At 62.8% G+C, this 21,495-nt stretch carries 22 protein-coding genes; 16 read left to right on the top strand and 6 right to left on the bottom strand.

Features of this window, described 5'->3' with window-relative positions; translation table 11 throughout:
- Positions 1–110 precede the first annotated feature (110 nt).
- The 4 genes from mutL (at position 111) to QCE79_RS02130 (ending at position 3,734) form a co-directional block, all read left to right on the top strand.
- The gene (mutL, locus tag QCE79_RS02145; protein WP_309841473.1) at positions 111–2,045 is read left to right on the top strand and encodes a DNA mismatch repair endonuclease MutL; all 1,935 of its coding nucleotides are present in this window, start codon (positions 111–113) and stop codon (positions 2,043–2,045) included.
- Positions 2,042–2,986 carry a tRNA (adenosine(37)-N6)-dimethylallyltransferase MiaA gene (gene miaA, locus QCE79_RS02140; protein WP_309841471.1) on the top strand — a complete coding sequence of 315 codons (945 nt, stop codon included), beginning with the start codon at positions 2,042–2,044 and terminating at the stop codon, positions 2,984–2,986. The genes mutL and miaA overlap by 4 nt, the downstream gene beginning before the upstream one ends.
- A gap of 101 nt (positions 2,987–3,087) precedes the next feature.
- Positions 3,088–3,381, top strand: a complete 294-nt coding sequence (locus tag QCE79_RS02135; protein WP_250463250.1) for a nucleotidyltransferase family protein — start codon at positions 3,088–3,090, stop codon at positions 3,379–3,381.
- A 17-nt stretch (positions 3,382–3,398) separates the two neighbouring features.
- The gene (locus QCE79_RS02130) at positions 3,399–3,734 is read left to right on the top strand and encodes a DUF86 domain-containing protein (protein WP_404988880.1); all 336 of its coding nucleotides are present in this window, start codon (positions 3,399–3,401) and stop codon (positions 3,732–3,734) included.
- Between the two features lie 80 nt (positions 3,735–3,814).
- On the opposite strand, the gene purM is transcribed toward QCE79_RS02130, so the two are convergent.
- Complete coding sequence (gene purM / locus QCE79_RS02125) at positions 3,815–4,870, bottom strand: phosphoribosylformylglycinamidine cyclo-ligase (RefSeq protein WP_309841464.1); 1,056 nt, start codon at positions 4,868–4,870, stop codon at positions 3,815–3,817.
- A gap of 267 nt (positions 4,871–5,137) precedes the next feature.
- Here purM and hda point away from each other — a divergent pair, with 267 nt between their 5' ends.
- The 7 genes from hda (at position 5,138) to QCE79_RS02090 (ending at position 10,781) form a co-directional block, all read left to right on the top strand.
- Positions 5,138–5,941: a DnaA regulatory inactivator Hda gene (hda, locus tag QCE79_RS02120; RefSeq protein WP_244827083.1), complete on the top strand. Its 804-nt coding sequence runs from the start codon at positions 5,138–5,140 to the stop codon at positions 5,939–5,941.
- An 11-nt stretch (positions 5,942–5,952) separates the two neighbouring features.
- The gene (locus tag QCE79_RS02115) at positions 5,953–6,639 is read left to right on the top strand and encodes an HAD family phosphatase (protein WP_244827082.1); all 687 of its coding nucleotides are present in this window, start codon (positions 5,953–5,955) and stop codon (positions 6,637–6,639) included.
- Positions 6,632–8,194, top strand: coding sequence for a polynucleotide adenylyltransferase PcnB (gene pcnB / locus QCE79_RS02110; RefSeq protein WP_250463173.1), 1,563 nt, complete (start codon positions 6,632–6,634; stop codon positions 8,192–8,194). The genes QCE79_RS02115 and pcnB overlap by 8 nt, the downstream gene beginning before the upstream one ends.
- A gap of 98 nt (positions 8,195–8,292) precedes the next feature.
- On the top strand, positions 8,293–8,853 hold the full coding sequence (gene folK, locus QCE79_RS02105; protein WP_250463170.1) for a 2-amino-4-hydroxy-6-hydroxymethyldihydropteridine diphosphokinase: 561 nt from the start codon (positions 8,293–8,295) through the stop codon (positions 8,851–8,853).
- A complete protein-coding gene (locus QCE79_RS02100; RefSeq protein WP_244827079.1) occupies positions 8,850–9,530 on the top strand; it encodes a deoxynucleoside kinase in 681 nt (226 codons plus the stop codon). The genes folK and QCE79_RS02100 overlap by 4 nt, the downstream gene beginning before the upstream one ends.
- 47 nt (positions 9,531–9,577) lie before the next feature.
- Entirely contained in the window at positions 9,578–10,393 is an 816-nt protein-coding gene (panB, locus tag QCE79_RS02095) for a 3-methyl-2-oxobutanoate hydroxymethyltransferase (protein WP_244827078.1), read from the top strand.
- An 88-nt stretch (positions 10,394–10,481) separates the two neighbouring features.
- Positions 10,482–10,781, top strand: a complete 300-nt coding sequence (locus tag QCE79_RS02090) for a hypothetical protein (protein WP_250463162.1) — start codon at positions 10,482–10,484, stop codon at positions 10,779–10,781.
- Positions 10,782–10,796: 15 nt separating this feature from the next.
- Here QCE79_RS02090 and QCE79_RS02085 read toward each other — a convergent pair whose 3' ends face one another.
- On the bottom strand, positions 10,797–11,738 hold the full coding sequence (locus QCE79_RS02085; RefSeq protein ID WP_309841458.1) for a CopD family protein: 942 nt from the start codon (positions 11,736–11,738) through the stop codon (positions 10,797–10,799).
- 468 nt (positions 11,739–12,206) lie between these two features.
- Between QCE79_RS02085 and QCE79_RS02080 the strand changes: the two genes are divergently transcribed.
- From QCE79_RS02080 to QCE79_RS02065, 4 genes are all read left to right on the top strand, one after another.
- Positions 12,207–12,950, top strand: coding sequence for a c-type cytochrome (locus QCE79_RS02080; RefSeq protein WP_309841455.1), 744 nt, complete (start codon positions 12,207–12,209; stop codon positions 12,948–12,950).
- Between the two features lie 21 nt (positions 12,951–12,971).
- Positions 12,972–14,270, top strand: a complete 1,299-nt coding sequence (locus QCE79_RS02075; RefSeq protein WP_250463157.1) for a cytochrome c — start codon at positions 12,972–12,974, stop codon at positions 14,268–14,270.
- Between the two features lie 110 nt (positions 14,271–14,380).
- Positions 14,381–15,001 (top strand): hemolysin III family protein, encoded by a 621-nt coding sequence (locus QCE79_RS02070; RefSeq protein WP_250463154.1) that lies wholly within the window; start codon positions 14,381–14,383, stop codon positions 14,999–15,001.
- Between the two features lie 251 nt (positions 15,002–15,252).
- The gene (locus QCE79_RS02065) at positions 15,253–16,845 is read left to right on the top strand and encodes a DEAD/DEAH box helicase (RefSeq protein ID WP_309841450.1); all 1,593 of its coding nucleotides are present in this window, start codon (positions 15,253–15,255) and stop codon (positions 16,843–16,845) included.
- Positions 16,846–16,862: 17 nt separating this feature from the next.
- On the opposite strand, the gene QCE79_RS02060 is transcribed toward QCE79_RS02065, so the two are convergent.
- The 3 genes from QCE79_RS02060 to ggt form a co-directional block, all read right to left on the bottom strand.
- Positions 16,863–17,375 (bottom strand): hypothetical protein, encoded by a 513-nt coding sequence (locus QCE79_RS02060; RefSeq protein WP_250525409.1) that lies wholly within the window; start codon positions 17,373–17,375, stop codon positions 16,863–16,865.
- A gap of 66 nt (positions 17,376–17,441) precedes the next feature.
- Positions 17,442–18,266: a ferritin-like domain-containing protein gene (locus tag QCE79_RS02055; protein ID WP_309841443.1), complete on the bottom strand. Its 825-nt coding sequence runs from the start codon at positions 18,264–18,266 to the stop codon at positions 17,442–17,444.
- A gap of 331 nt (positions 18,267–18,597) precedes the next feature.
- A complete protein-coding gene (gene ggt, locus QCE79_RS02050) occupies positions 18,598–20,235 on the bottom strand; it encodes a gamma-glutamyltransferase (protein WP_309841440.1) in 1,638 nt (545 codons plus the stop codon).
- Between the two features lie 444 nt (positions 20,236–20,679).
- Between ggt and QCE79_RS02045 the strand changes: the two genes are divergently transcribed.
- Positions 20,680–20,877, top strand: coding sequence for a hypothetical protein (locus QCE79_RS02045; protein WP_244827069.1), 198 nt, complete (start codon positions 20,680–20,682; stop codon positions 20,875–20,877).
- A gap of 48 nt (positions 20,878–20,925) precedes the next feature.
- On the opposite strand, the gene QCE79_RS02040 is transcribed toward QCE79_RS02045, so the two are convergent.
- Complete coding sequence (locus tag QCE79_RS02040; RefSeq protein ID WP_309841437.1) at positions 20,926–21,300, bottom strand: hypothetical protein; 375 nt, start codon at positions 21,298–21,300, stop codon at positions 20,926–20,928.
- Between the last annotated feature and the right edge of the window lie 195 nt (positions 21,301–21,495).

Genomic DNA, 21,495 nt, shown 5'->3' with positions numbered 1-21,495 from the left:
ACGCAAACGCGCCTTCAATTAGGAAGCGCTCATCCAGACGCCGTCTCGACGCCCTTTTGCCGCCAAAATCGCGCATCGGGACGCTCGGATGCGAATCGCTATAATTCGGGATGGCCGAACTCAACGATCCCTCCGCCTACACATTGACCGCAGACGCCGCGCGCGGTTCGCGCGCCATCGCGCCGCTTCCCGACCAGCTCATCAGCCAGATCGCGGCGGGCGAGGTGGTGGAACGGCCGGCATCGGTCGTGAAGGAACTGCTGGAAAACGCGCTCGATGCAGGCGCGCGCACCCTGCGCATCACGCTCGATGAAGGCGGCGTGAAGCGAATCGTCATTGCCGATGACGGCAGCGGCATTCCGCCCAACGAACTTCCGCTCGCGCTTTTACGCCACGCGACCAGCAAAATCCGCTCGCTCGCGGACCTGGAAGCCGTCGCCACGCTCGGCTTTCGCGGCGAGGCAATTGCCTCGATCGCTTCCGTCGCGGAGTTGTTCATCACGAGCCGCACCGAGAGTTGTCCGCACGCGACGCGCATCGACGCGCAAACGGGCGCCATTTCCCCGGCAGCCGGCACGGTCGGCACCACCATGGAAGTGCGCGAGCTGTACTTCAACACGCCCGCGCGGCGCAAGTTCCTCAAGAGCGAACAGACCGAACTCGGGCATTGCCTCGATGTGATCCGGCGCATGGCGCTCGCGCGCCCGGACGTCGCCATTTCGGTGATGCACAACGGCAAGGCCGTCGAGCATTGGAACGCGAGCGATCCGCGGACGCGCGTCGCGAAGATTCTCGGCGAGGTGTTCGAAACCGCGCATCTGCCGCTCGATGAACGCGCCGGGCCGCTCGCCGTCTACGGTTGCGCGGGCCTGCCGACCGCCAGTCGCGGACGCGCCGATCAACAGTATTTCTTCGTCAACGGCCGCTTCGTGCGCGACAAGCTGCTTACGCACGCGGTGCGCGCGGCCTATGAAGACGTGCTGCATGGCAATCGCTATCCGGCCTATGTGCTGTTTCTCGACTTGCCGCCCGAATCGGTGGATGTGAACGTGCATCCGTCGAAGATCGAAGTGCGCTTTCGCGATTCGCGCTCGATTCACCAATACGTGTTTCATGCCGTGCAGCGCGCGCTTGCGCGGCAAGCGGGCGCGTCGCCGGAAACCACGTCGGGCGGGCATGCGGCGCAGTTGTCGCCGACCGGACCGGCTTCGTTCAGCGCAAAGCCTTACGCCACGGGCAGCGGCGATACGGCGCCGATGCGCGGCGAAAACGGCACGTCATGGATGCGCCAGTCGCGCATGACGCAGGGCACCTTGCCTGTCGCGCAGCCGCTTGCGCTGTACGACGCGCTCTTCGGCCGCAAGGACAACGCCGCGCCCGATGCGTCGCCTTCGGTGGCATGGGCCGGCGAAAGCGCGCCGGCTTATGCGCCGCGACCCGCTCCGCTCGATCACGCCGATGACCAGCCGCTCGGCTTCGCCGTCGGGCAGATTCACGGCATCTACGTGCTTGCGCAAAACGCGCGCGGACTCGTGATCGTCGACATGCACGCCGCGCACGAACGCATTCTCTACGAGCAGTTCAAGAATGCGCTTGCGGATCGTGCGATCGCCGTGCAGCCGCTTCTGATTCCGGTATCGATGACGGCGGATGCGGTCGAGATCGGCATCGTCGAGGAAGAGCGCGCCACGCTCGATGCGCTCGGCTTCGATCTGGCCGTGCTCTCGCCGACATCGATTGCCATTCGCGCAGTTCCCGCGCTGCTCAAGGATGCCGATCTGCAAGCGCTTGCGCGCGCCGTGCTGGCGGATTTGCAGGCGTATGGCGGGTCGCGCGTGCTCACCGAGCGTCAGCACGAGTTGCTTGGAACGCTCGCGTGCCATCACGCCGTGCGCGCCAACCGGCGCCTTACGCTCGATGAAATGAATGGCCTTTTGCGCCAGATGGAAGCAACCGAACGCGCCGATCAATGCAATCACGGCCGGCCGACGTGGTTTCAACTCACGCTCGCCGACCTCGACCGTCTCTTCATGCGCGGACAATGACGGCTCGTTCCATCGCGTGTTTATTGGGGCCGACGGCATCGGGAAAGACAGCGGCGGCGCTTGCGGTTGCCGCGCGCTCGGCGCGGCCGGTCGAGATTATCAGCGTGGATTCGGCGCTGGTTTATCGCGAGATGGATATCGGCACGGCCAAGCCGAGCGCGGAAGAACGCGCGCTGGCCGCGCATCATCTGATCGATATCATCGATCCCTCACAGAGCTATTCCGCCGCGCAGTTTCGCGACGATGCGCTGCGGCTCGTCGGCGAGATCGTCGCGCGCGGGCATGTGCCGTTGCTGGTCGGCGGCACGATGCTGTACTTCAAGGCGCTCACGCAGGGTTTGAACGACTTGCCTCCCGCCGATGCCGATACGCGCGCTCTTCTGGATGCCGATGCCGCGCGCGACGGCTGGCCGGCGTTGCATGCGCGACTTGCGTTAATCGATCCGCAAACCGCCGCGCGTCTCGCGCCGAATGACTCGCAGCGCATTCAACGCGCGCTCGAAGTGTTCATGCTCACCGGGCAGCCGATGTCGGCGCTGCTTGCCGCGCCGCGTGAGTCTTCGGGCGATGCGCCGTATCGCTTCGTGCCGATTGCACTCGAACCTTCGGATCGCGCGGTGCTGCATGCGCGTATCGCGGCACGCTTCGATGCGATGCTGGCGCACGGTTTCATCGACGAAGTGAAGCGGCTGCGCGCCCGTGGCGACCTCGATCTGTCGATGCCGTCGATGCGATGCGTGGGTTATCGGCAAGCATGGGAGTATCTCGACGGCGCGACACGCTATGACGAAATGCGCGATAAGGGCGTCTTCGCGACGAGGCAGTTGTGCAAGCGGCAGTTGACATGGCTGCGTTCGATACCGGAGCGGGCGGTGGTGGATTGTTGCGCGGGGGATGCAACGGAGCGGGCGGTGGCGACGGTGTTGGCGGTCGCGGGGTGAGTGGCGTCAAGAAAAGCGGCGAAACCGGTTCTCGCTTGCGCTTCATGCCTCAAGGCAAAGCCGCGTTATCATTCATGCGTGGCTTCTTATCGTTCCGTCCCATGACCAAACCTTCATCAGCGCTCGAAGTGCATCGCAACGACGTTCGTCGCATCATCGCGGCCAACCATGCGGCAAATCCGCGGGTATTCGGCTCGGTTCTTCACGGCGAAGACGACGACGGCAGCGATCTCGACATTTTGGTTGATGCTCTACAGGGAGCGACGCTTTTCGACCTTGGAGCAATTCAGGTCGAACTGGAAGAACTGCTCGGCGTGCCGGTGGACGTCGTGACACCGCAAGACTTGCCAATGAAGTTTCGATCCGTTGTTCTGAGTGAGGCGCGCGCGGTATGAATGCAAAACAGCGCCAGTTGCGCCTGACCGACTATATCGACCATCTGCTGGACGCTTCGCGAACTGCACGCGGCTACGTTCAGAAGCTGAGCAAGGCAGACTTCGTCGCGAATCGGATGGTTCAGCAGGCAGTTATTCTGAACCTCATCGTAATAGGGGAAGCCGCGGTTCAAATTGAGACCGAGTTTCCCGACTTCGCGAAAAGCAACGCTACCGTACCGTGGAAAAAGCTACGCGGCATGCGCAATCGCATGACACACGGCTATTTCGATACGAATCTGGACATTGTTTGGGAAACGGTGCAAAGCGCGCTGCCCGAACTCGAACGCGTCCTCGCGCAGCCGTCTGAGTAATGTCGTTGCTGTAGTTGAAAAACAAAAACCCCCGCCACCAGCGAGGGTTTTCAACACCGACATCACAACGCGGCAAGCATTCAAACCACCACCGTCTGCGCCTCCCCTTCCGAGCTTTCCCGCACCACACCAATCTGCCAAACCTGTTCACCCGCTGCCGACAGCAAGCCCGTGGCTGCCTGCGCGTCATCCGCCGCGACGATCACCGCCATGCCGATGCCGCAGTTGAACACGCGATGCATCTCCGCATCCGCGACGCCGCCATGCTTCTGCAGCCATGCGAACAGCGGCGGCAAAGGCCAAGCGCGATGATCCAGCTCAGCCGTCAACCCTTCGCGCAGCACACGCGGAATGTTTTCGACGAGACCGCCGCCCGTGATATGCGCCATGCCCTTCACGGTCACGGTCTGCATGGCCGACAGCAGCGACTTCACGTAGATGCGCGTGGGCGCCATCAGCGCGTCGGCGAGCGAACGGCCGTCGAAATCGGCGTTCAAGTCGGGATTTGCCCGCTCGATGATCTTGCGCACCAGCGAATACCCATTCGAATGGATACCGCTCGACGCCAGACCCAGCACGATATCGCCCGGCTTGATCGCGCTGCCGTCGATAATCTTGCTCTTCTCCACCGCGCCGACCGCGAAGCCCGCGAGGTCATACTCGCCGTCCGGGTACATGCCCGGCATTTCCGCCGTCTCGCCGCCGATCAGCGCGCAGCCCGCATATTCGCAACCCTGCGCGATGCCCTTCACCACGTCCGACGCCGTATTCACGTCCAGCTTGCCGCAGGCGAAATAATCGAGGAAAAAGAGCGGTTCCGCGCCCTGCACGAGGATGTCGTTCACGCTCATGGCGACGAGATCCTGGCCTACGGTGTCGTGCCGGTTCAGTTCGAACGCGAGACGCAGCTTGGTGCCGACGCCGTCCGTGCCCGACACGAGCACCGGTTCCTTGTACTTCTTGGGCACTTCGAACAGCGCGCCGAATCCGCCGATGCCGCCCAGCACGCCTTCGCGCAAGGTTTTCTTGGCGAACGGCTTGATCCGGTCGACGAGCGCGTCGCCTGCGTCGATGTCGACGCCCGCATCGCGATACGACAAACCGGGAGCATCAGGGGCGGATTTCGGTTGATTCATGGGGGGAGCGCAAGAAGGTCGGTAAAATGCGATTTTACCCGATGACAGCCGTCCGGCTGGTTTTCCCGCGCGTGCATCGAAGCCTGCCGGCGCTCTTTTCGAGATCGAATACGGTCCGGCGAAAGCAGCGGCGCCGCGCGCGAAAGGCGGCCAGCGGCGGCGTTTCGAACATCGGCGCACCCGAACCGCCTGTTTTCAAGACACGACGAAGACAAGACGAAGACACAACCGATCCGCCCAAACAGCCCGAACCGACTCCTTTCTCACGTGCAACGCCAACTGACGCTCGACCTGGGCACACCACCGCCCGCCACCTTCGACAACTTCTTCGCCGCGAGCAACCACGAACTGGTGACGCGCCTGCGCGAGCTCGAAGGCGCGCTCGCGGCCGGACCCGTCGCGGATCGCACGTTCTATATCTGGGGCGAAGCCGGCAGCGGCCGCAGCCATCTGCTGCACGCGCTCGTGTACGAGGCGAACGGCCGCGCGCGCTTTCTGAGCCCGCAAAGCGCGCTGAACGCGTTCGGTTTCGATCCGCGCGTGACGCTCTACGCCGTCGACGATTGCGACGGCCTCTCGCCCGCGCAACAAATCGCGCTGTTCAATCTCTTCAACGAAGTGCGCGCTTATCCCGCCAGCGCGCTCGTCGCGACCGGCAACGTCGCCCCAATGCAGCTCGCCGTGCGCGAGGACCTGCGCACGCGGCTCGGCTGGGGCCTCGTGTTCCATCTGCTGCCGCTCGCGGATGACGCCAAGGCGTCGGTGCTGCGGCACGCGGCGCGCGAGCGCGGCATCGTGCTGGCCGAAGGCGTGCCCGCTTATCTGCTCACGCATTTCCGGCGCGACATGCCGAGTCTCATGGCGCTGCTCGACGAACTCGACCGCTTCTCGCTCGAAAAAAAGCGCGCCGTGACCATGCCGCTGTTGCGCACCGTGCTCGCGCGCTTCGGCCAGCCTTCGTGGGACCTGGCCGGGTCCGAGACGGAAAGCGCATCGCCCGATTCCATCGACCTGTTCGGCGAGCCTCACGCGCACGCCGCTACAGACAACGCTCCGACCCGCTTCAAGTAAAATGCGCTCCCATGAACCTAGCCCTCTTTGATCTCGACCACACGCTCATTCCCACCGACAGCGACCACGAATGGGGCCGCTTCATGGTCAAGCTCGGTATCGTCGATGCAGACAGCTTCGCGCGGCAAAACGATGCCTTCTACGCTCAATACCAGGCGGGCGTGCTCGATATCAACGCGTATTTGCACGCCATGCTGGGGCCGCTTGCCAAGCATTCGCGCGAGCAACTAGACGACTGGCACGCGCAGTACATGCGCGAGGTGATCAATCCGCGCATCGTCCCGGCTGCCGTCACGCTCGTGCGCGAGCATCAGGATAATGGCGATCTCTGCTGCCTCGTCACCGCGACCAACGCGTTCATCACCGCGCCTATCGCGGAAGCGTTCGGCATCGAAACGCTGATCGCTTGCGAATTCGAAACCGTCGACAACGACCCGCAAGGGGCGCTCACGGGCCGGCCGACCGGCACGCCGAGTTATCGCGAAGGCAAGATCGTGCGGGTCGAGGAATGGCTCGGCACGCTCGGCAAGTCGCTCGCCGACTTCAAACACAGCTATTTTTATAGCGATTCGCACAACGACATCCCGTTGCTCGAACGCGTGACCGACCCGGTCGCAACCAATCCCGACGACACCCTGCGCGCGCATGCGCAAGCCAAAGGCTGGCGCATTCTGAACCTCTTCGATACACGTGATTAAAAAACTCATCCGCAAGCTGTTCGGACAAGAAAGCGCCGATACCACCGATGGCGACGTTCAAGCCAGCGCTTCGTCAGAAACGAAACCGGCTCGCAAGAGCACGCGCAAGAAAACCGTCGCGCCGCCCAAGCGCGATCCGAGCGTGCCGGTCATCCTGTCGTCGGATGTTCATGGCATCGATCCTTCGCTCATCTCGAAGAACGCGGTGCGCGTGACCGACGGGCTGCAACAGGCGGGGCATCGCGCGTTCATCGTCGGCGGCGCGGTGCGCGATCTCCTGCTCGGCGTCGCGCCCAAAGACTTCGATGTCGCGACCGACGCCACGCCCGACGAAGTGCAACGGCTTTTCAGGCGCGCGCGCATCATCGGGCGGCGCTTTCAGATCGTGCACGTGCAGTTCGGGCAGGAGATCATCGAGACTTCCACGTTCCGCGCGCTCGTGGATGCACCGTCCGCGCAAACCGCGCCCGCCGCCGAGGCGCCACGCCGCTACAAGCGCAGCGAACTCGACACGCGCACGCACGCGGTCGACGCGAGCGGCCGCGTCTTGCGCGACAACGTGTGGGGCGAGCAGCACGAAGACGCCACGCGCCGCGACTTCACCATCAACGCGATGTACTACGATCCGGCCACGCAAACCGTGCTGGATTATCACGACGGCATGGCCGACATCCGCGCGCGCCTGTTGCGCATGATCGGCGACCCGGCCACGCGTTATCGTGAAGACCCGGTGCGGATGCTGCGCGTCGTGCGCTTCGCGGCCAAGCTCGGCTTCGAGATCGACGACGCCACGCGCGCGCCCATTCAAGAACTCGCCGATCTCATGGACAACGTGCCCGCCGCGCGTCTGTTCGACGAGATGCTTAAGCTCTTGCTTTCCGGTCACGCATTGGCGTGTCTCACGCGTCTGCGCAAGGAGGGGCTGCATCATGGCGTCCTGCCTTTGCTCGACGTCGTGCTGGAGCAACCGCATGGCGAGAAGTTCGTCACGCTCGCGTTGACGAGCACCGACCAACGCGTGCGCGCGGGCAAGCCGGTGTCGCCGGGCTTTCTCTTCGCCACGCTGCTTTGGCACGACGTGCAGACGCGCTGGCAACAGTTCACCGCAGCCGGCGACTATCCGGTGCCGGCGCTGCATCGCGCAATGGACGACGTGCTCGACATGCAGACCGAAAAGCTCGCCATTCACAAGCGTTTTTCGTCGGATATGCGCGAGATCTGGGGGCTTCAGCATCGGCTCGAAAAGCGCGGCCGCACCGCCTTGAAGCTGCTGGAACATCCGCGCTTCAGAGCGGGTTATGATTTCTTGCTGCTGCGTTGCGAGTCGGGCGAACTGGATGCCGAAATCGGTCAATGGTGGACCGATTTCATCGAAGCCGATCACGCCGATCGCGAAGCATTGCTTTCGCAAGGCGGCACGAAAGATCGCGGTCCGAAGAAGCGCCGGCGGCGCAGCAACGCAAAGCGCAAGAACGGCGAGACCGCGGAGCACGAAGCACACGAAGCAGGCGCGGCGAGCGACTCGGGCCCAGTCGAAGGCGCCGACAACGAATAGCGCCGCTTTTCGTTACAGTAGCGAATACAGGTTTGCCCCCGGGCCGTATCGCCGGGATCTACCCGCTTTTCGCCGAACGACGGCGTAGGACTTCTGCCATGACGATTGCTTATCTGGGCCTGGGAGCGAATCTCGGCGATGCGCGCCAGACCCTGAAAGACGCAGTCGTGTGTCTCGCCCAGCAGCACACGATCACCGTGCTCGCCAAATCGAGCCTTTACCGCACCGCGCCGATCGACTCTTCGGGCGACGACTATTTCAATTGCGTCGTGAAGCTCGAAACATCGTTGCCGGCGCGCGCGCTTTTGCGCTTGTGTCACCACATCGAGGAACAATTCGGGCGCGAGCGGCCGTATCGCAATGCGCCGCGCACGCTCGACCTGGACATCCTGCTGTATGGCCAGTCGGGCATCGACGAAGCGGACCTGATCGTGCCGCATCCGCGCATGACGGAGCGCGCGTTCGTGCTCGTGCCGCTGCTTGAACTCGAACCCGAACTCGTCATTCCGCAACGCGGCCGCGCCAATGCATTTCTCGCGGGCGTCGCCGATCAGCGTATCGAGCAGGTCGCGACCTGCCAATGTCAGGTGCTCACGCGCGCCGCTCCATCCAGTGCAGCAGAGGCACCCGCTGCCGCCACCAAACCCAATTGCCGATGAGCGCTCCGCCTCTCACTGTCACCGCGCCGCAACTGCGCCCGCCGCACCGCTATATCGCAATCGAAGGTCCGATCGGCGTGGGCAAGACCACGCTTGCAACCTTGCTCGCCGAACGCTGGTCCATGCGCACGCTGTTCGAGCGCCCGCAGGACAACCCGTTTCTCGAACGCTTTTATCGCGACACCACGCGCCATGCGCTCGCGACGCAACTGAGTTTCGCGTTGCAGCGCGTGACGCAGACGCGCGAAGCCGCGGAAATGCTCACCGGCCATACGCCGTTGATCGCGGACTTTCTCACGCAGAAGAGCGAGCTTTTCGCACGCCTCACGCTGCCCGACGACGAGTTCCAGTTGTACAAGGACCTGGCCTCACGCATCGGTACCACCGGGCCCGCGCCGGATTTCGTCGTGTATCTGCAGGCGAGTCCCGAAGTGCTGTTTTCGCGCATTCAAAAACGCGCGCTGCCCATGGAACTGCAGATTTCGGATTCATATCTGCGCGCACTGTGCGATGCGTATAACGAGTTCTTCTATCACTACGACGCAACGCCGCTGCTCACGGTGAACGCGGAGCATCTGAACCCGCTGACATCGGAAGAAGATCTCGCGTTGCTCGTCGAGCGCATCGAGACCATGCGCGGACGCAAGGAATCTTTCGTGAAAGGCGTGTCGGTCTGAGCGCTTGGCTTGCTGCTGTTTTCCCCTAATCGAGTTTTGAAACGACCATGACGTACTTGCAGGAAACGAGCCGTTCGGCGATCACCGTCCCGAAACTCCAGGCCATGCGTGAAGCCGGCGAGAAAATCGCGATGCTCACGTGCTACGACGCGAGCTTCGCCGCGCTGCTCGATCGCGCGGGCGTCGACGTCATGCTGATCGGCGATTCGCTCGGCAACGTGCTTCAGGGCCATGCGACGACGCTGCCGGTCACGCTCGCGGACATCGCGTATCACACGGCTTGCGTGGCGCGCGGCAGCAAGGGCGCGCTGATCGTCGCGGATATGCCGTTCGGCACCATCGGATCGCGCGAGGAAACCTACGCCAACGCCGTGCAACTGATGCGCGCCGGCGCGCAGATGGTGAAGCTCGAAGGCGGCGAATGGCTTGCGGACACGGTGCGCTTTCTCGTCGAGCGTTCGATTCCCGTGTGCGGACACGTCGGTCTCACGCCGCAATCGGTGCACGCGTTCGGCGGTTTCAAGGTGCAGGGCAAGTCCGAAGCGGCCGCCGAGCAAATGCGCCGCGACGCGCTGGCGCTCCAGCAGGCGGGCGCCCGCTTACTCGTGATCGAAGCCGTGCCGACGCTGCTCGCGCGCGAAGTGACCGAGAGTCTGGCGATTCCGACAATCGGCATTGGCGCGGGCATCGACTGCTCGGGACAGGTGTTGGTGCTGCACGACATGCTCGGCATCTTCCACGGCAAGCGTCCGCGTTTCGTCAAGGATTTCATGCAGGGACAGCCGACCATTTTCGCGGCGGTCGACGCGTACGTGCGCGCAGTGCGTGAAGGCACATTCCCCGGCCCGGAACACACCTTCTGATTTTTTTGACGCCGATTGCGTTTTGTCGTACATATGGCGAGATTCTTGCAAAGTAAGCTGCGAACAGTCACCAAGAACGAGAACAGCCATGTGGCAAGTCCTTCCCGATGAATATATCCGCGCGCAGATGGCCGTCGGCGCGCTCGTCGCTTTCGGCGTCGCGCGCGTCGTTGCGGCGGCAATTGGCGCGCAGCGTGGCTGGCGCATTCCTGTCGTTACCAACTGGTTCATTGGCGTGGCGGGCATTTTCTGCGCGCCGCAAATGCTCGAAGTGCTGCTCGTTGCAAGCTCGCACACGGCTTATGTCGAATTGCAGGGGAAAGTGATCGGCTGCGCGGTGGCGCTCTTCTGTGCACCGATCGTCAGCCATCGGCTGGGATACGAGTAACCGTTCGAAACGCGTTCAGCCGGCGAGCGCCGCGCCTGGCACGCCGTGAGACAACACCGACGCCGTGGCGAACACGCAAAGCATCAGCACCGCTTCAAGGCGCATCACGTTGATGACCGTGTGCGCATCCATCGTCGATGCCGTGCGCTGCAGGCGCGGCAACACCGACCAGCGGTTGAGCGCGCCCAAGGCGAGCGCCGCCAGAACCAGTCCCGTTTTCACGATCAGCGCGTGCCCCCAGTTGCTGTCGACAAGCACCGCCGCCGATCCGTCCGTGCCGCGCCACGCGTTGAACACGCCCGTCGCGATGATGACGATCACCGCGAGCGTCGCCGCCCGCGACATGCGCGCGACGATGCGAATCAACGACGCACGCGCCACCGAAGTTCCGAGCGCCGGCAACACCGCCAGCGCGCCCACGATGACGATCCCGCCCCACACGCCCGTGGCAAGCAGATGCAGCGTCTGCACGGCTTCGGCGAGAGAAAACGCGCCGGCATCGGCGGCATGGCCGATAGCCGCTTTCCCTGCAGCGGCCACGAGCGCGCCGAAGATCGCGAACCCTGTCTTCGATGCGCCTTGCGGTCTGCCCGTCGCGCAGGCCAGTACGATCACCAGGCCGCCCGCCAACGCCACCAGCCAGCCGATGCCCGCTTGCGTGCTAGTCGCGACGAGCCACAGCGACGCGCCCGCATCGCTGACAGGCGAACCGCTCATCGCCGCGGCCTGAAGCCACAAGCACACGAAGTTGCAAGCCACGAAGATAATTGCGGCCACGGTTCCGGCACGCGCTGCATGCCGCCAACCCCGATGCGCAGGCGAAACGACCGCGTGCGCTCTTTCGCCGCAGAGCCACGCGTCGAAGAGCGCCGCGCCAAGCGCACAGGCAAACGCCGTATCGCTCAATGCTCCGAATACGACCTGCGCGAGCCAGAGGAAGTCGAAATCGCCGTTCATGGAGCCGCCGTGGACGCTTCGGGAACGCCAATTGTTGGATGTAAGGCTGGGGAGATCATGGAAGAACCTGCGAGTCTCGGCCCGCGCAGTCTAAACGAACGCACCTTGCGCGGCACCATTGAAAGGTCTTGAACCTGTGCATCGAGCTTCCTAAGCTTGCCGTGAGAATGGAGTGCAGCGACCCCGTTTTTCGCACGAAGAAAGTCGATGCTTTGTCGACATGCATTTGTGTTGCGCTATGTCAAAGTTCTTGGTTGCGACGCGGCAGATTGTCGCGATTGCGCCTCAGTGAGGGCGGAAAGTTGTGTCAAATAGTCATCATCATGCATCGATGATAGAATTCCGCGTCGCATCAGAGGCTCGTCGAGCCACTATGGCCGTGGCCCGCCACCCTCCGCCCCCAACGCGTGGCCGTGGTTCGCCACCTTCGCACCGAGCCGCACGAAGCTCGGCAGGTCCCCGAATTTCATGGAGTGTCGCGTGTTTTCAAGACGCATTTTTCGTCCGCTGCTCGCTTTGGCCGTCGTCAGCAGCGCCGGCGTATTCGGCGCGGGTCAGGCACAAGCCCAGGCGCAGAACCAGCCGATCGCCCCGGACACCATGGCAGCGCGCGTGCAAGGCTGCACGGCATGTCACGGTGTTCATGGCGAAGGCACGGACAATGACTATTTCCCGCGTCTTGCCGGCAAGCCTGCCGATTATCTGTACAACCAGCTCCAGAATTTCCGCGAAGGCCGGCGCAAGTATCCGCCTATGAACTACCTCGTCACGTATCTCTCGGACGACTACCTTCATCAGATCGCCGGATACTTCTCGAGCCAGCGCCCGCCGTATCCGCCGCCCGCCAAGACGAACGTTTCGGCTTCCACGCTTGCGCGCGGCCAGCAAATCGTGCTGAACGGCGATGCATCGAAGAACATTCCCGCCTGCACGGCCTGTCACGGCAAGGGTCTGACCGGCATGCAGCCGGCCATTCCAGGCCTCGTCGGGTTGCACTCGGATTACATCAGCGCGCAAGTCGGCGCATGGAAATCGGGCACGCGCCACGCGAAAGCGCCTGACTGCATGCAGCAAATCGCCTCGCGCCTGACCGACGACGACGTGACCGCCGTCGCCGCCTGGCTCTCAACGCAAACCGCACCCGCCAACCCGGTGCCCGCGCCCGCTGGCTCGTTGAAGATGCCGCTGACCTGCGGCAGCGAACCGCAATAAGGCGTCTGGAGCGACAACATAATGAAACGCAAGTCCCTGTTCGCACTCTCCTCGGCTGTCGTGGTGGCAGCCGTCGCAGCCGCCGCCGTCCTCTGGTCGGGCGGCGACAACCTGCATTCGGGCGGCGCCGTCGCGGCGACGCCTACCGACAAAGCCGCGCTGATCAAACAAGGCGAATACCTCGCGCGCGCCGGCGACTGTATCGCGTGCCACACGGTGCGCGGCGGCAAGGAATTCGCGGGCGGCCTGCCCATGGCGACGCCGTTCGGCACCATGTTCACGCCGAACATCACGCCGGACGATCAATTCGGCATCGGCAAATGGACGTCGGACGACTTTTATCGCGCGATGCACACTGGCCGCTCGAAGGACGGCAGTCTGCTCTATCCAGGCTTCCCGTTCACGAGCTACACGAAGGTCACGCGCGCCGATTCGGACGCAATCTACGCGTATCTGCGCTCCGTCCCGCCGGTCAACGAAGCGAGCCGTCCGCATGAACTGCGCTTCCCGTTCAACAACCGCAATCTGCTGATCGGCTGGCGCACCCTGTTCTTCAGCGAAGGCGAGTACAAGCCGGACCCGACCAAATCGGTCGAATGGAACCGCGGCGCGTATCTGGTCGAAGGCCTCGGCCATTGCGCCATGTGCCATACGTCGATCAACGCCATGGGCGGTCCGGTCAGCTCGGCGGCATTTGCCGGCGGTCTGATTCCGCTGCAAAACTGGTATGCGCCGTCGTTGACGTCGAACAAGGAAGCCGGTCTCGGCGACTGGGACATCAAGGACATCAACGACTTGCTGAAGTCCGGCGTGTCGCAGCGTGGCGCGGTATTCGGCCCGATGGCTGAAGTCGTCCACAACAGCTTGCAGTACATGACCGACGGCGACATCAACGCGATCTCGACGTATCTCAAGTCGATTCCGCAAAAGAAGGAAGCGCCGGAGTCGTTGCAGCTCGAAACCTCCGAGAAGTTCGGCGGCGAATTGCTGACCATGGGCAAGAAGGTCTACACCGAGAACTGCGCGAAGTGTCACCAGGAGAATGGTCTTGGCAAGCCGCCGGCATATCCGCCGCTCGCGAATAACCAGTCCATCCAGATGCCGTCGGCCGTCAACCCGATCCGCATGACGCTCAACGGGGGTTATCCGCCGAGCACGGGTGGCAACCCGATGCCGCACGGCATGCCACCGTTCGCGCAGTCGCTGTCGGATACGGAAGTGGCCGCGGTCGTGACGTACATCCGTATGTCGTGGGGCAATCACGGCACGCCGGTGTCGCCGCAGCAGGTGAGTAATCTGCGTTCGGCGCCGCTCGACTGACATTCGGGAAAGACAGCGTACAATACGCACTGGGGCGCAGCCTTCAACTTAGGCCGCGCCCCTTGTCTTTTGTGGCGCGTCACCGGCGCGTCTTTCGGTATGGATCGGGCATGTACGTAGGCGAGCGGTTCAACAGCATCAGCCATTTGATCGGCACGGTCTTGTCGATCGCCGGTCTGGTGGCGCTCGTCGTAATGGGTGCGTTGGACGGCGATGCCTACAAGGTCGTGAGCTTCGCCATCTATGGCGCCATGCTCTGCGCGCTCTACCTGATTTCGACTCTGTACCACTGCGTGCGCTCGCCTCGCCTGAAGTCGATTCTGCAAAAGTGCGACCATTCGGCAATTTATTTGCTGATAGCAGGCAGCTACACACCGTTTACACTAGTGACATTGCGCGGTCCCTGGGGCTGGTCGCTATTCGGCGTAAGCTGGGGCCTCGCGGTTCTCGGCATTACGCAGGAACTCACGCTCGGGCGCCGAACCCGCAGCGTTTCGATGGTGCTGTACGTGTTGATGGGCTGGCTCGCGCTCGTAGCCGTCCGTCCGCTCGTGACGGCGCTGCCGCCCGCGGGCACCGCGTGGCTGGTGGCGGGCGGCGTGATCTATAGCGCCGGTATCTACTTTTTCATCAACGACGAGCGTATCCGGCACGGCCACGGTATCTGGCATCTGTTCGTGCTGGCGGGCAGTCTCTGTCAGTTCGTGAGCGTCGCGCGCTATGTCGCGTGAAACGGCGAACAGCGAGTGAGCCCGGGCATCGCGGCTTCATCGATGCAACTTACGGCCAGCCGGCGTGTCTTGATAACGCGTCGAATCCCCGCGGCAACGCTTCGCGCTCGTCGATGAATCGATGAACGCTCGATGGCAAGCCGCCCGATTTTTTTCCGAGCGTCGCACATGCGCGCAACCGGCAGAACCACGGTTCGCCGCAACGTCATTCGCATGCACGCCGTTCGACACAACGAATTCGAAAATCCCTTATGTCCTTTGATTCACTCGGCCTGTCCGAACCTCTGCTACGCGCTGTCAACGAACTGGGCTACACCGTTCCGACCCCGATCCAGCTCCAGGCCATCCCCGCCGTTCTGAAGGGCGGCGATCTCCTGGCGGGCGCGCAGACCGGCACGGGCAAGACCGCCGGCTTCACGCTGCCCATCCTGCAACGTCTTTCGCAACTGGCGCCCGCTGCCGCCGGAACGAAGCGTCCGATCCGCGCGCTCATCCTCACGCCGACGCGCGAACTCGCCGCGCAGGTCGAGGAAAGCGTGCGCGCCTACGGCAAATATCTGAAGCTCAAGTCGACCGTGATGTTCGGCGGCGTGGGCATCAACCCGCAGATCGACGCGTTGAAGCGCGGCGTCGATATCGTCGTGGCAACGCCGGGACGTTTGCTCGATCACATGCAGCAGAAGACCATCGACGTGTCGCAGCTCGAGATTCTCGTGCTCGACGAAGCCGATCGCATGCTCGACATGGGCTTCATTCACGATATCAAGCGCGTGCTCGCGCGCCTGCCCGCGAAGCGTCAGAACCTGCTGTTCTCGGCTACTTTCTCGGATGAAATCAAGGCGCTGGCCGACAGCCTGCTCGATTCGCCCGCGCTGATCGAAGTCGCGCGCCGCAATACGACGGCCGAGCGTATCGAACAGAAGATTTATCCGGTGGATCGCGAACGCAAGCGCGAGATGCTCACGCATCTGATCCGCACGAACAACTGGTTCCAGGTGCTCGTGTTCACGCGCACGAAGCACGGCGCGAACCGGCTTGCCGAGCAATTGGGCAAGGACGGCATCAGCGCGCTTGCGATTCACGGCAACAAGAGTCAGTCTGCGCGTACGCGTGCGCTGGCCGAGTTCAAGGATCAGACCTTGCAGGTGCTCGTCGCCACCGACATCGCGGCGCGCGGTATCGATATCGATCAGTTGCCGCACGTGGTCAACTTCGATTTGCCGAACGTGCCGGAAGATTACGTGCACCGTATCGGCCGCACGGGTCGCGCGGGCGCGGATGGCGAAGCGGTATCGCTCGTCTGTGTGGACGAGCTTCAGTTGCTGAAGGACATCGAGCGTCTGATCAAGCGCCCGATTCCGCAGGAAGTGATTCCCGGCTTCGAGCCGGACCCGGATGCGCGTCCCGAACCGATTCAGCGCCGCAGCCAAGGGCGCGGCGGTCCGCGTGAAGGCGGCGAAGCGAAGCACAGCAGCGCCCCACGACGCGAAGGCGAAGCGAAGCGCGGTGGCGGCGAAGCGCGACGCGATGGCGGCCGTGCAAGCGGCGCGGCATCTGGCGAAGCGCGCGGCAGTGGCAAGCCGGCGAACGGTGCTCGCAACGGCGGATCGCAAGCAGCGAATTCACGCGATGGCCGCGATGCACGCGGTCCCAAGCCTGCCGGCGCGAAGCCCGCCGCTCCCAACGCCAATGCAGGCGCGGCAACGCGCCGTCCGGATGCGGCACGCGCGGCGAATCCGAACGCAAAGGCCGGTAATCCCGGCGCGCTGCTCGGCGGCAAGGCGCGCAGCGACAGCGGCGGCGCGCGGCGCGACGGCATGCGCTCGGGCGGCCGCGGACGTTAAGTATTCGAAGGTGTGTTTCAGGCGGCAGCGCTCGCTGCCCGCTTCAGCCAGTCAAGCTGCTCACGCCAGCGCGTGAGCACGCTCTCGGTCTCCGTCAGTTCGAACGTAATCCCGCTCTTCAAACGCGCATAGGCGACACGTTGCGCTTCGCCGCTTTCGATCGTGGCGACAAAGCATGCGAGCGGGACATCGTCGAGCGCCACGCGGCGCGTATCCAGCTGAACCTGAAAGAACGCTTCGTCGAATACGAAGGCGATGGTCGCGCGCCCGCTCGCGGCGATCGCCTGCGCGGTACGCGAGCCGGGCCACAACGCGAACACGAGCGTGCGCGCGTCGGGCGCGAGCAGCTCGCCCGCACTTAGGAGCGCGGTGCGGACGCGCCCGCCGCTGTCGACGGCACATAGCGACGCCGTGAAGCCGACGGGCGCGCCGGTCAGCGTGCCATCTAAGAGCGTCCTGAGTTCCGGCGGCCATTCATCGAAAGGCGTTTGCGACGAGAGTTCGGCCTGACGCGGCGTGGCATCGGTCATGGGGGAAATGACTTGAAAGGCAGATCCACCGAATGCCCGCATGAACCTGAGCGGGCATCGCCCTGATCAGCGGAAAAACAACTGCGTGATCTTGGCAAGCGGATAGTGAACGCCCGGCTGAATACGCGCGGGCAGATCGAGCGGCTTCAATAGCATCTTGATGCACTGATCCGCCGAGAGATTGCGCCGCACGAGCGCGTTCACCTGCGCGAACAGTTCGCGGTTATAGCTCGAGTCCTTGACGCGCTCGGGATAACGCACCGCAAACACGTGCCGTAGCGCGATCTCCGAGTCTTCGCTCTTCAGTTCCATCACGCGACGGATCAACGCGCCAAGCACGGCGAGACGCCCGTTGCCTTCGATCTTGTTCCACTTCTTGAAGAAGCGGAAAAAGTGCTTGTAGTGGCGCACTTCGTCTGTGCGGATGTTGTCGGTGATCTCCTTCAACACCGGCTCGTCCGAGCAGTCGTTGATCGCGCGATACAGCGTGGCCGTGCCCGTTTCGACAACACACCGTGCCACCATTTCGAGCGCACGCTTTTTCTCGAACGCTTCGTAGGAACACGTTAGCGAGTACTCGTCGAAGAAGCTCTTGAAAGCCCGGTCCCAGTCGAATTCCGGCCAGATGTGGTTGATGTAAATCTTGAGCGCCCGGCCGTGCTGCATTTCTTCGGGCTCCCATTCGTCGTTCAGCCACGCCGAAATCTCGGGGTCGTCGTGAAAATATTTGCTGAGATTGCTCGTGTAGAGATCCGTGCCGCTCTCGATGAATGAGCATGCGCACAACAGCAAAAGAAGATGTTCGTTGGATGCCGCCTTCTGACGATCGATCCGGTTGAGATCGATGTCTTCGATGCGCCACGGCATCACATGGGTACTATCGGTGTGCATGTATCGCGCTCCCTGGATGGACTGAACGCGCCATCGGCCAACAAGAGCGGGCCGAGGTTCAGGCGACGCCGCGAACCATTCGGCTCGGGCGACTTCAACTTCGCGTCTTAACGGCTTGTTTTTCCATCTTAGCCGTCCTGCAATGAATTTGCAGACATGGGGACAGACTTGCGCCGCATCAGCGCAGTTCCGTCTATGTCAAATTCTTACGCGTCGATGCGCAAGAACGGCTGGCGCACGATAGAGCACGAAATGTGCCGCCAAGGGAGGTTGCGCGATCTGGCGTCGACGACGCGCCTGCCGCCGTGATTAGCTGCCGGCGCGTGCATGCTCAGAAGCCGGCCGCGAGCCCGTCGCGTCGACTGTCGCTTGCGGCAACGTAACCACGCTCTGGATCGTGGCGATCCAGCTTCCAGATGTATTGTCCCGAGCCGAAATCCATGTATGGATCGTCGACCGACTTGATGGTGTGGCCGAGCCCTTCGAGCGCGCGGGCCGTTTCGAGGTCGAGTGTCGCTTCGATATCGATCGTGAAATCGTGATTCACCTTCCAGCGCGGCGCGTCACAGGCGGCCTGAGGCTGTTGCCCGTAGTCGAGCATGCGCACGATCGACTGCAGATGTCCTTGCGGCTGCATGTCGCCGCCCATCACGCCGAAGCTCATGACGGCCTCGCGCTGGCCATCCACTTCTTGCGTGAGGAACGCAGGAATGATCGTGTGGAACGGCCGCTTGCCGCCCTCGACCACGTTCGCTGACTTCGGGTCCATCGAGAACCCGCAACCGCGGTTTTGCAGCGAGATGCCCGTATCCGGCACGACCACGCCCGAGCCAAAACCCATGTAGTTCGATTGAATGAAGCTCACCATCATGCCGCGCTCGTCGGCGACCGACATGTAGATGGTGCCGCCCGCTTTCGGCATGCCGAAGTCGAAATGCCTTGCCTTGTTCGGATCGATCAGCTTGGCGCGTTCCGTGAGGTAGGCGTCGTCGAGCATTTGCTCGGGCGTGACTTCCATCGAGCGCGGATCGGCGACATAGCGATATACATCCGCGAACGCGAGTTTCATCGCCTCGATCTGCAGATGCTGCGACTCGATGCGGTCGACGGTCAGCGCGCGGACATCGAACTTGTCGAGGATGCCAAGCGCGATGAGCGCCGCGATTCCCTGTCCGTTCGGCGGAATCTCGTGCACGGTGTAGCCGCGATAATCCTTCTGAATCGGCTCGACCCACTCGGCGCGGTAATTTCGGAGATCGTCCATGGTCATGGCGCCGCCGCCCTGCCGCGAGAACGCAGCGATGCGCTCGGCGCTTTCGCCTTCGTAAAACGCGCGCGGGCCGTGCTCCGCGAGCCGTCGCAACGTGTTCGCATGGCCGGGAAAACGCACGAGTTCGCTGACTTCGGGCGCGCGTCCACGCGGCATGAAGACATCCGCGAAACCTGGCTGGTCTTTCAGTTCAGGCACGGCGGCCGCCCATTTATAGGCGACGATGCTGGCCACCGCGTGTCCGCGCTCCGCGATTTCGATGGCAGGTTGCATCAAATCGGCGAAGGGCAGCGAACCAAACTTCGCGTGAAGCGCTTCCCATCCGGCGATGACGCCGGGCACCGTCACCGCGTCCCAGCCGCGTTTGGGTTGACGGGCAAGACCGTTCTCTTCGCCGTATTTGGTGCGGAAATAGTCCACGTTCCAGGCTGCTGGCGCCACGCCCGAAGCGTTCAGTCCATGCAATTGGTTGCCGTCCCAGACCAGCGCGAACGCGTCGCCGCCGAGCCCGCATGAAACCGGCTCGACGACCGTGATAGCGGCCGCTGCGGCGATGGCCGCATCCACGGCGTTACCGCCCTTCCAGAGCATGCGTAAACCAGCTTGAGCGGCCAGCGGATGCGACGTCGAAACGATATTGCGCGCAAAAACCGGCAAGCGCGGAGTCGGATAAGGGTTCTGCCAGTTGAAACGAGTCATGTGATTGATGTCCGGATTAACAGCGAGCCGCTCTGGTCTGACGGCTTGCCGCGTCGATCAGCCGACAGTTCAAAAGAACGAATGGTGCATTGTCTGCTTAATTCAAAGCAAATTCATTTGTCGCCGCAATTGATGAGTCAATCGCATGGCGCTGAAAAAGACCTAGTTCGAGGTGTTTGCAGTGCGGCAAAACCTTCAAGTAATTTCTTCAAGTTCGGCTGACTTGGGACCCGCTTGCGCGACGAGGAAATGTCAAAGCCAAAATTTTCACCGGGAGTTTGGCACTCTTCAGACGCTTGCCTACAATCCGAATTCCTGGCAAACGCAGCACACGACAACGCGACTGCCCGGCAGATTGAAGTCTTCCAATTAAACGCTTAGAAGCAAAGAGACCCGGCTCACAAAGCCGGTCGCCTTGCCGTTCGGTCTTAATGGAGAACACGAATGCTGAGTCCGCACGAATTCGCCACGCTGCTGCTGGTTCAGGAAGAGCCCAATCAGGTCGACATGGAACGCGATGAACTCGATGCATTGCTCGAACGTCAACTCGTTCAACTCGAGAACCTGGCTTCGGGCCGACAACAATGGCGCCTTACCGCAACTGGCGACTCCACCATCAAGGCATTCAAGCGGTTCTCCTAGCCTTCGCTTCCCAAGCGATGTCGGACGCGGACTTATCTGCGCCGCGTCCTATCCTGCCCGCAGCGTCGGATCGACTGCCGCACGCCAGCTCAAAGCCTGCGCACGCTGATCCAGAAAGAAGCTGGCCCACGCACTTTGCGCCTCCGGCCCCGAATTCGCGCGATATACGCCGTAGCGCGCGGCGATCGTCCCCTGAAACGCGCAATAGCGATCCTTCGATAACCCGCCGCGCCGTTGCGCCACGTAAGCGTCGAAGAACGCCGTGTAGACGGACGGCGCGTCCCCGCCGTAGTCCACCTGCGTGGTCCCGCACATTTCCTGCAACGCGCTGAACGACGGCGCACCGCTCGATCCGTCGATATTCGGCGTCGCTACACAGCCGGCCAGCACGGCCACGCCCAGCACGCCTGACAGAACCCGCATTCGCATTGCATTCACCCGTTGCCCGATTTCGAGTTGCCAGTATCGGACGAACCGCGAGTTCGCGCCACTCGGCCAACTGGCATAGGCATTCTTACGGTTTCCTTGGCGCGAACGGCTCCTTACGGCGCTATGTGCTAATGGCCTATGCCATCCGGCTAGGTTGTACGCATGCCGCGCGTCCGATAGATTGCGCAT

Origin of the sequence: Caballeronia sp. LZ003 (assembly GCF_031451465.1) — a bacterium.
Lineage (GTDB): Bacteria > Pseudomonadota > Gammaproteobacteria > Burkholderiales > Burkholderiaceae > Caballeronia.
Note: the sequence above shows the minus strand (reverse complement) of the source record. Positions and strands in the feature narration are given on the sequence as shown.

What these genes read in the sequence shown, in the direction of transcription:
- mutL (WP_309841473.1), top strand. Translation starts at nt 111, where the DNA reads ATGGCCGAACTCAACGATCCCTCCGCCTACACATTGACCGCAGACGCC.
- miaA (WP_309841471.1), top strand. Translation starts at nt 2,042, where the DNA reads ATGACGGCTCGTTCCATCGCGTGTTTATTGGGGCCGACGGCATCGGGA.
- QCE79_RS02135 (WP_250463250.1), top strand. Translation starts at nt 3,088, where the DNA reads ATGACCAAACCTTCATCAGCGCTCGAAGTGCATCGCAACGACGTTCGT.
- purM (WP_309841464.1), bottom strand. Translation starts at nt 4,870, where the DNA reads ATGAATCAACCGAAATCCGCCCCTGATGCTCCCGGTTTGTCGTATCGC.
- QCE79_RS02115 (WP_244827082.1), top strand. Translation starts at nt 5,953, where the DNA reads ATGAACCTAGCCCTCTTTGATCTCGACCACACGCTCATTCCCACCGAC.
- folK (WP_250463170.1), top strand. Translation starts at nt 8,293, where the DNA reads ATGACGATTGCTTATCTGGGCCTGGGAGCGAATCTCGGCGATGCGCGC.
- QCE79_RS02100 (WP_244827079.1), top strand. Translation starts at nt 8,850, where the DNA reads ATGAGCGCTCCGCCTCTCACTGTCACCGCGCCGCAACTGCGCCCGCCG.
- panB (WP_244827078.1), top strand. Translation starts at nt 9,578, where the DNA reads ATGACGTACTTGCAGGAAACGAGCCGTTCGGCGATCACCGTCCCGAAA.
- QCE79_RS02090 (WP_250463162.1), top strand. Translation starts at nt 10,482, where the DNA reads ATGTGGCAAGTCCTTCCCGATGAATATATCCGCGCGCAGATGGCCGTC.
- QCE79_RS02085 (WP_309841458.1), bottom strand. Translation starts at nt 11,738, where the DNA reads ATGAACGGCGATTTCGACTTCCTCTGGCTCGCGCAGGTCGTATTCGGA.
- QCE79_RS02080 (WP_309841455.1), top strand. Translation starts at nt 12,207, where the DNA reads ATGGAGTGTCGCGTGTTTTCAAGACGCATTTTTCGTCCGCTGCTCGCT.
- QCE79_RS02075 (WP_250463157.1), top strand. Translation starts at nt 12,972, where the DNA reads ATGAAACGCAAGTCCCTGTTCGCACTCTCCTCGGCTGTCGTGGTGGCA.
- QCE79_RS02070 (WP_250463154.1), top strand. Translation starts at nt 14,381, where the DNA reads ATGTACGTAGGCGAGCGGTTCAACAGCATCAGCCATTTGATCGGCACG.
- QCE79_RS02065 (WP_309841450.1), top strand. Translation starts at nt 15,253, where the DNA reads ATGTCCTTTGATTCACTCGGCCTGTCCGAACCTCTGCTACGCGCTGTC.
- QCE79_RS02060 (WP_250525409.1), bottom strand. Translation starts at nt 17,375, where the DNA reads ATGACCGATGCCACGCCGCGTCAGGCCGAACTCTCGTCGCAAACGCCT.
- QCE79_RS02055 (WP_309841443.1), bottom strand. Translation starts at nt 18,266, where the DNA reads ATGCACACCGATAGTACCCATGTGATGCCGTGGCGCATCGAAGACATC.
- ggt (WP_309841440.1), bottom strand. Translation starts at nt 20,235, where the DNA reads ATGACTCGTTTCAACTGGCAGAACCCTTATCCGACTCCGCGCTTGCCG.
- QCE79_RS02045 (WP_244827069.1), top strand. Translation starts at nt 20,680, where the DNA reads ATGCTGAGTCCGCACGAATTCGCCACGCTGCTGCTGGTTCAGGAAGAG.
- QCE79_RS02040 (WP_309841437.1), bottom strand. Translation starts at nt 21,300, where the DNA reads ATGCGGGTTCTGTCAGGCGTGCTGGGCGTGGCCGTGCTGGCCGGCTGT.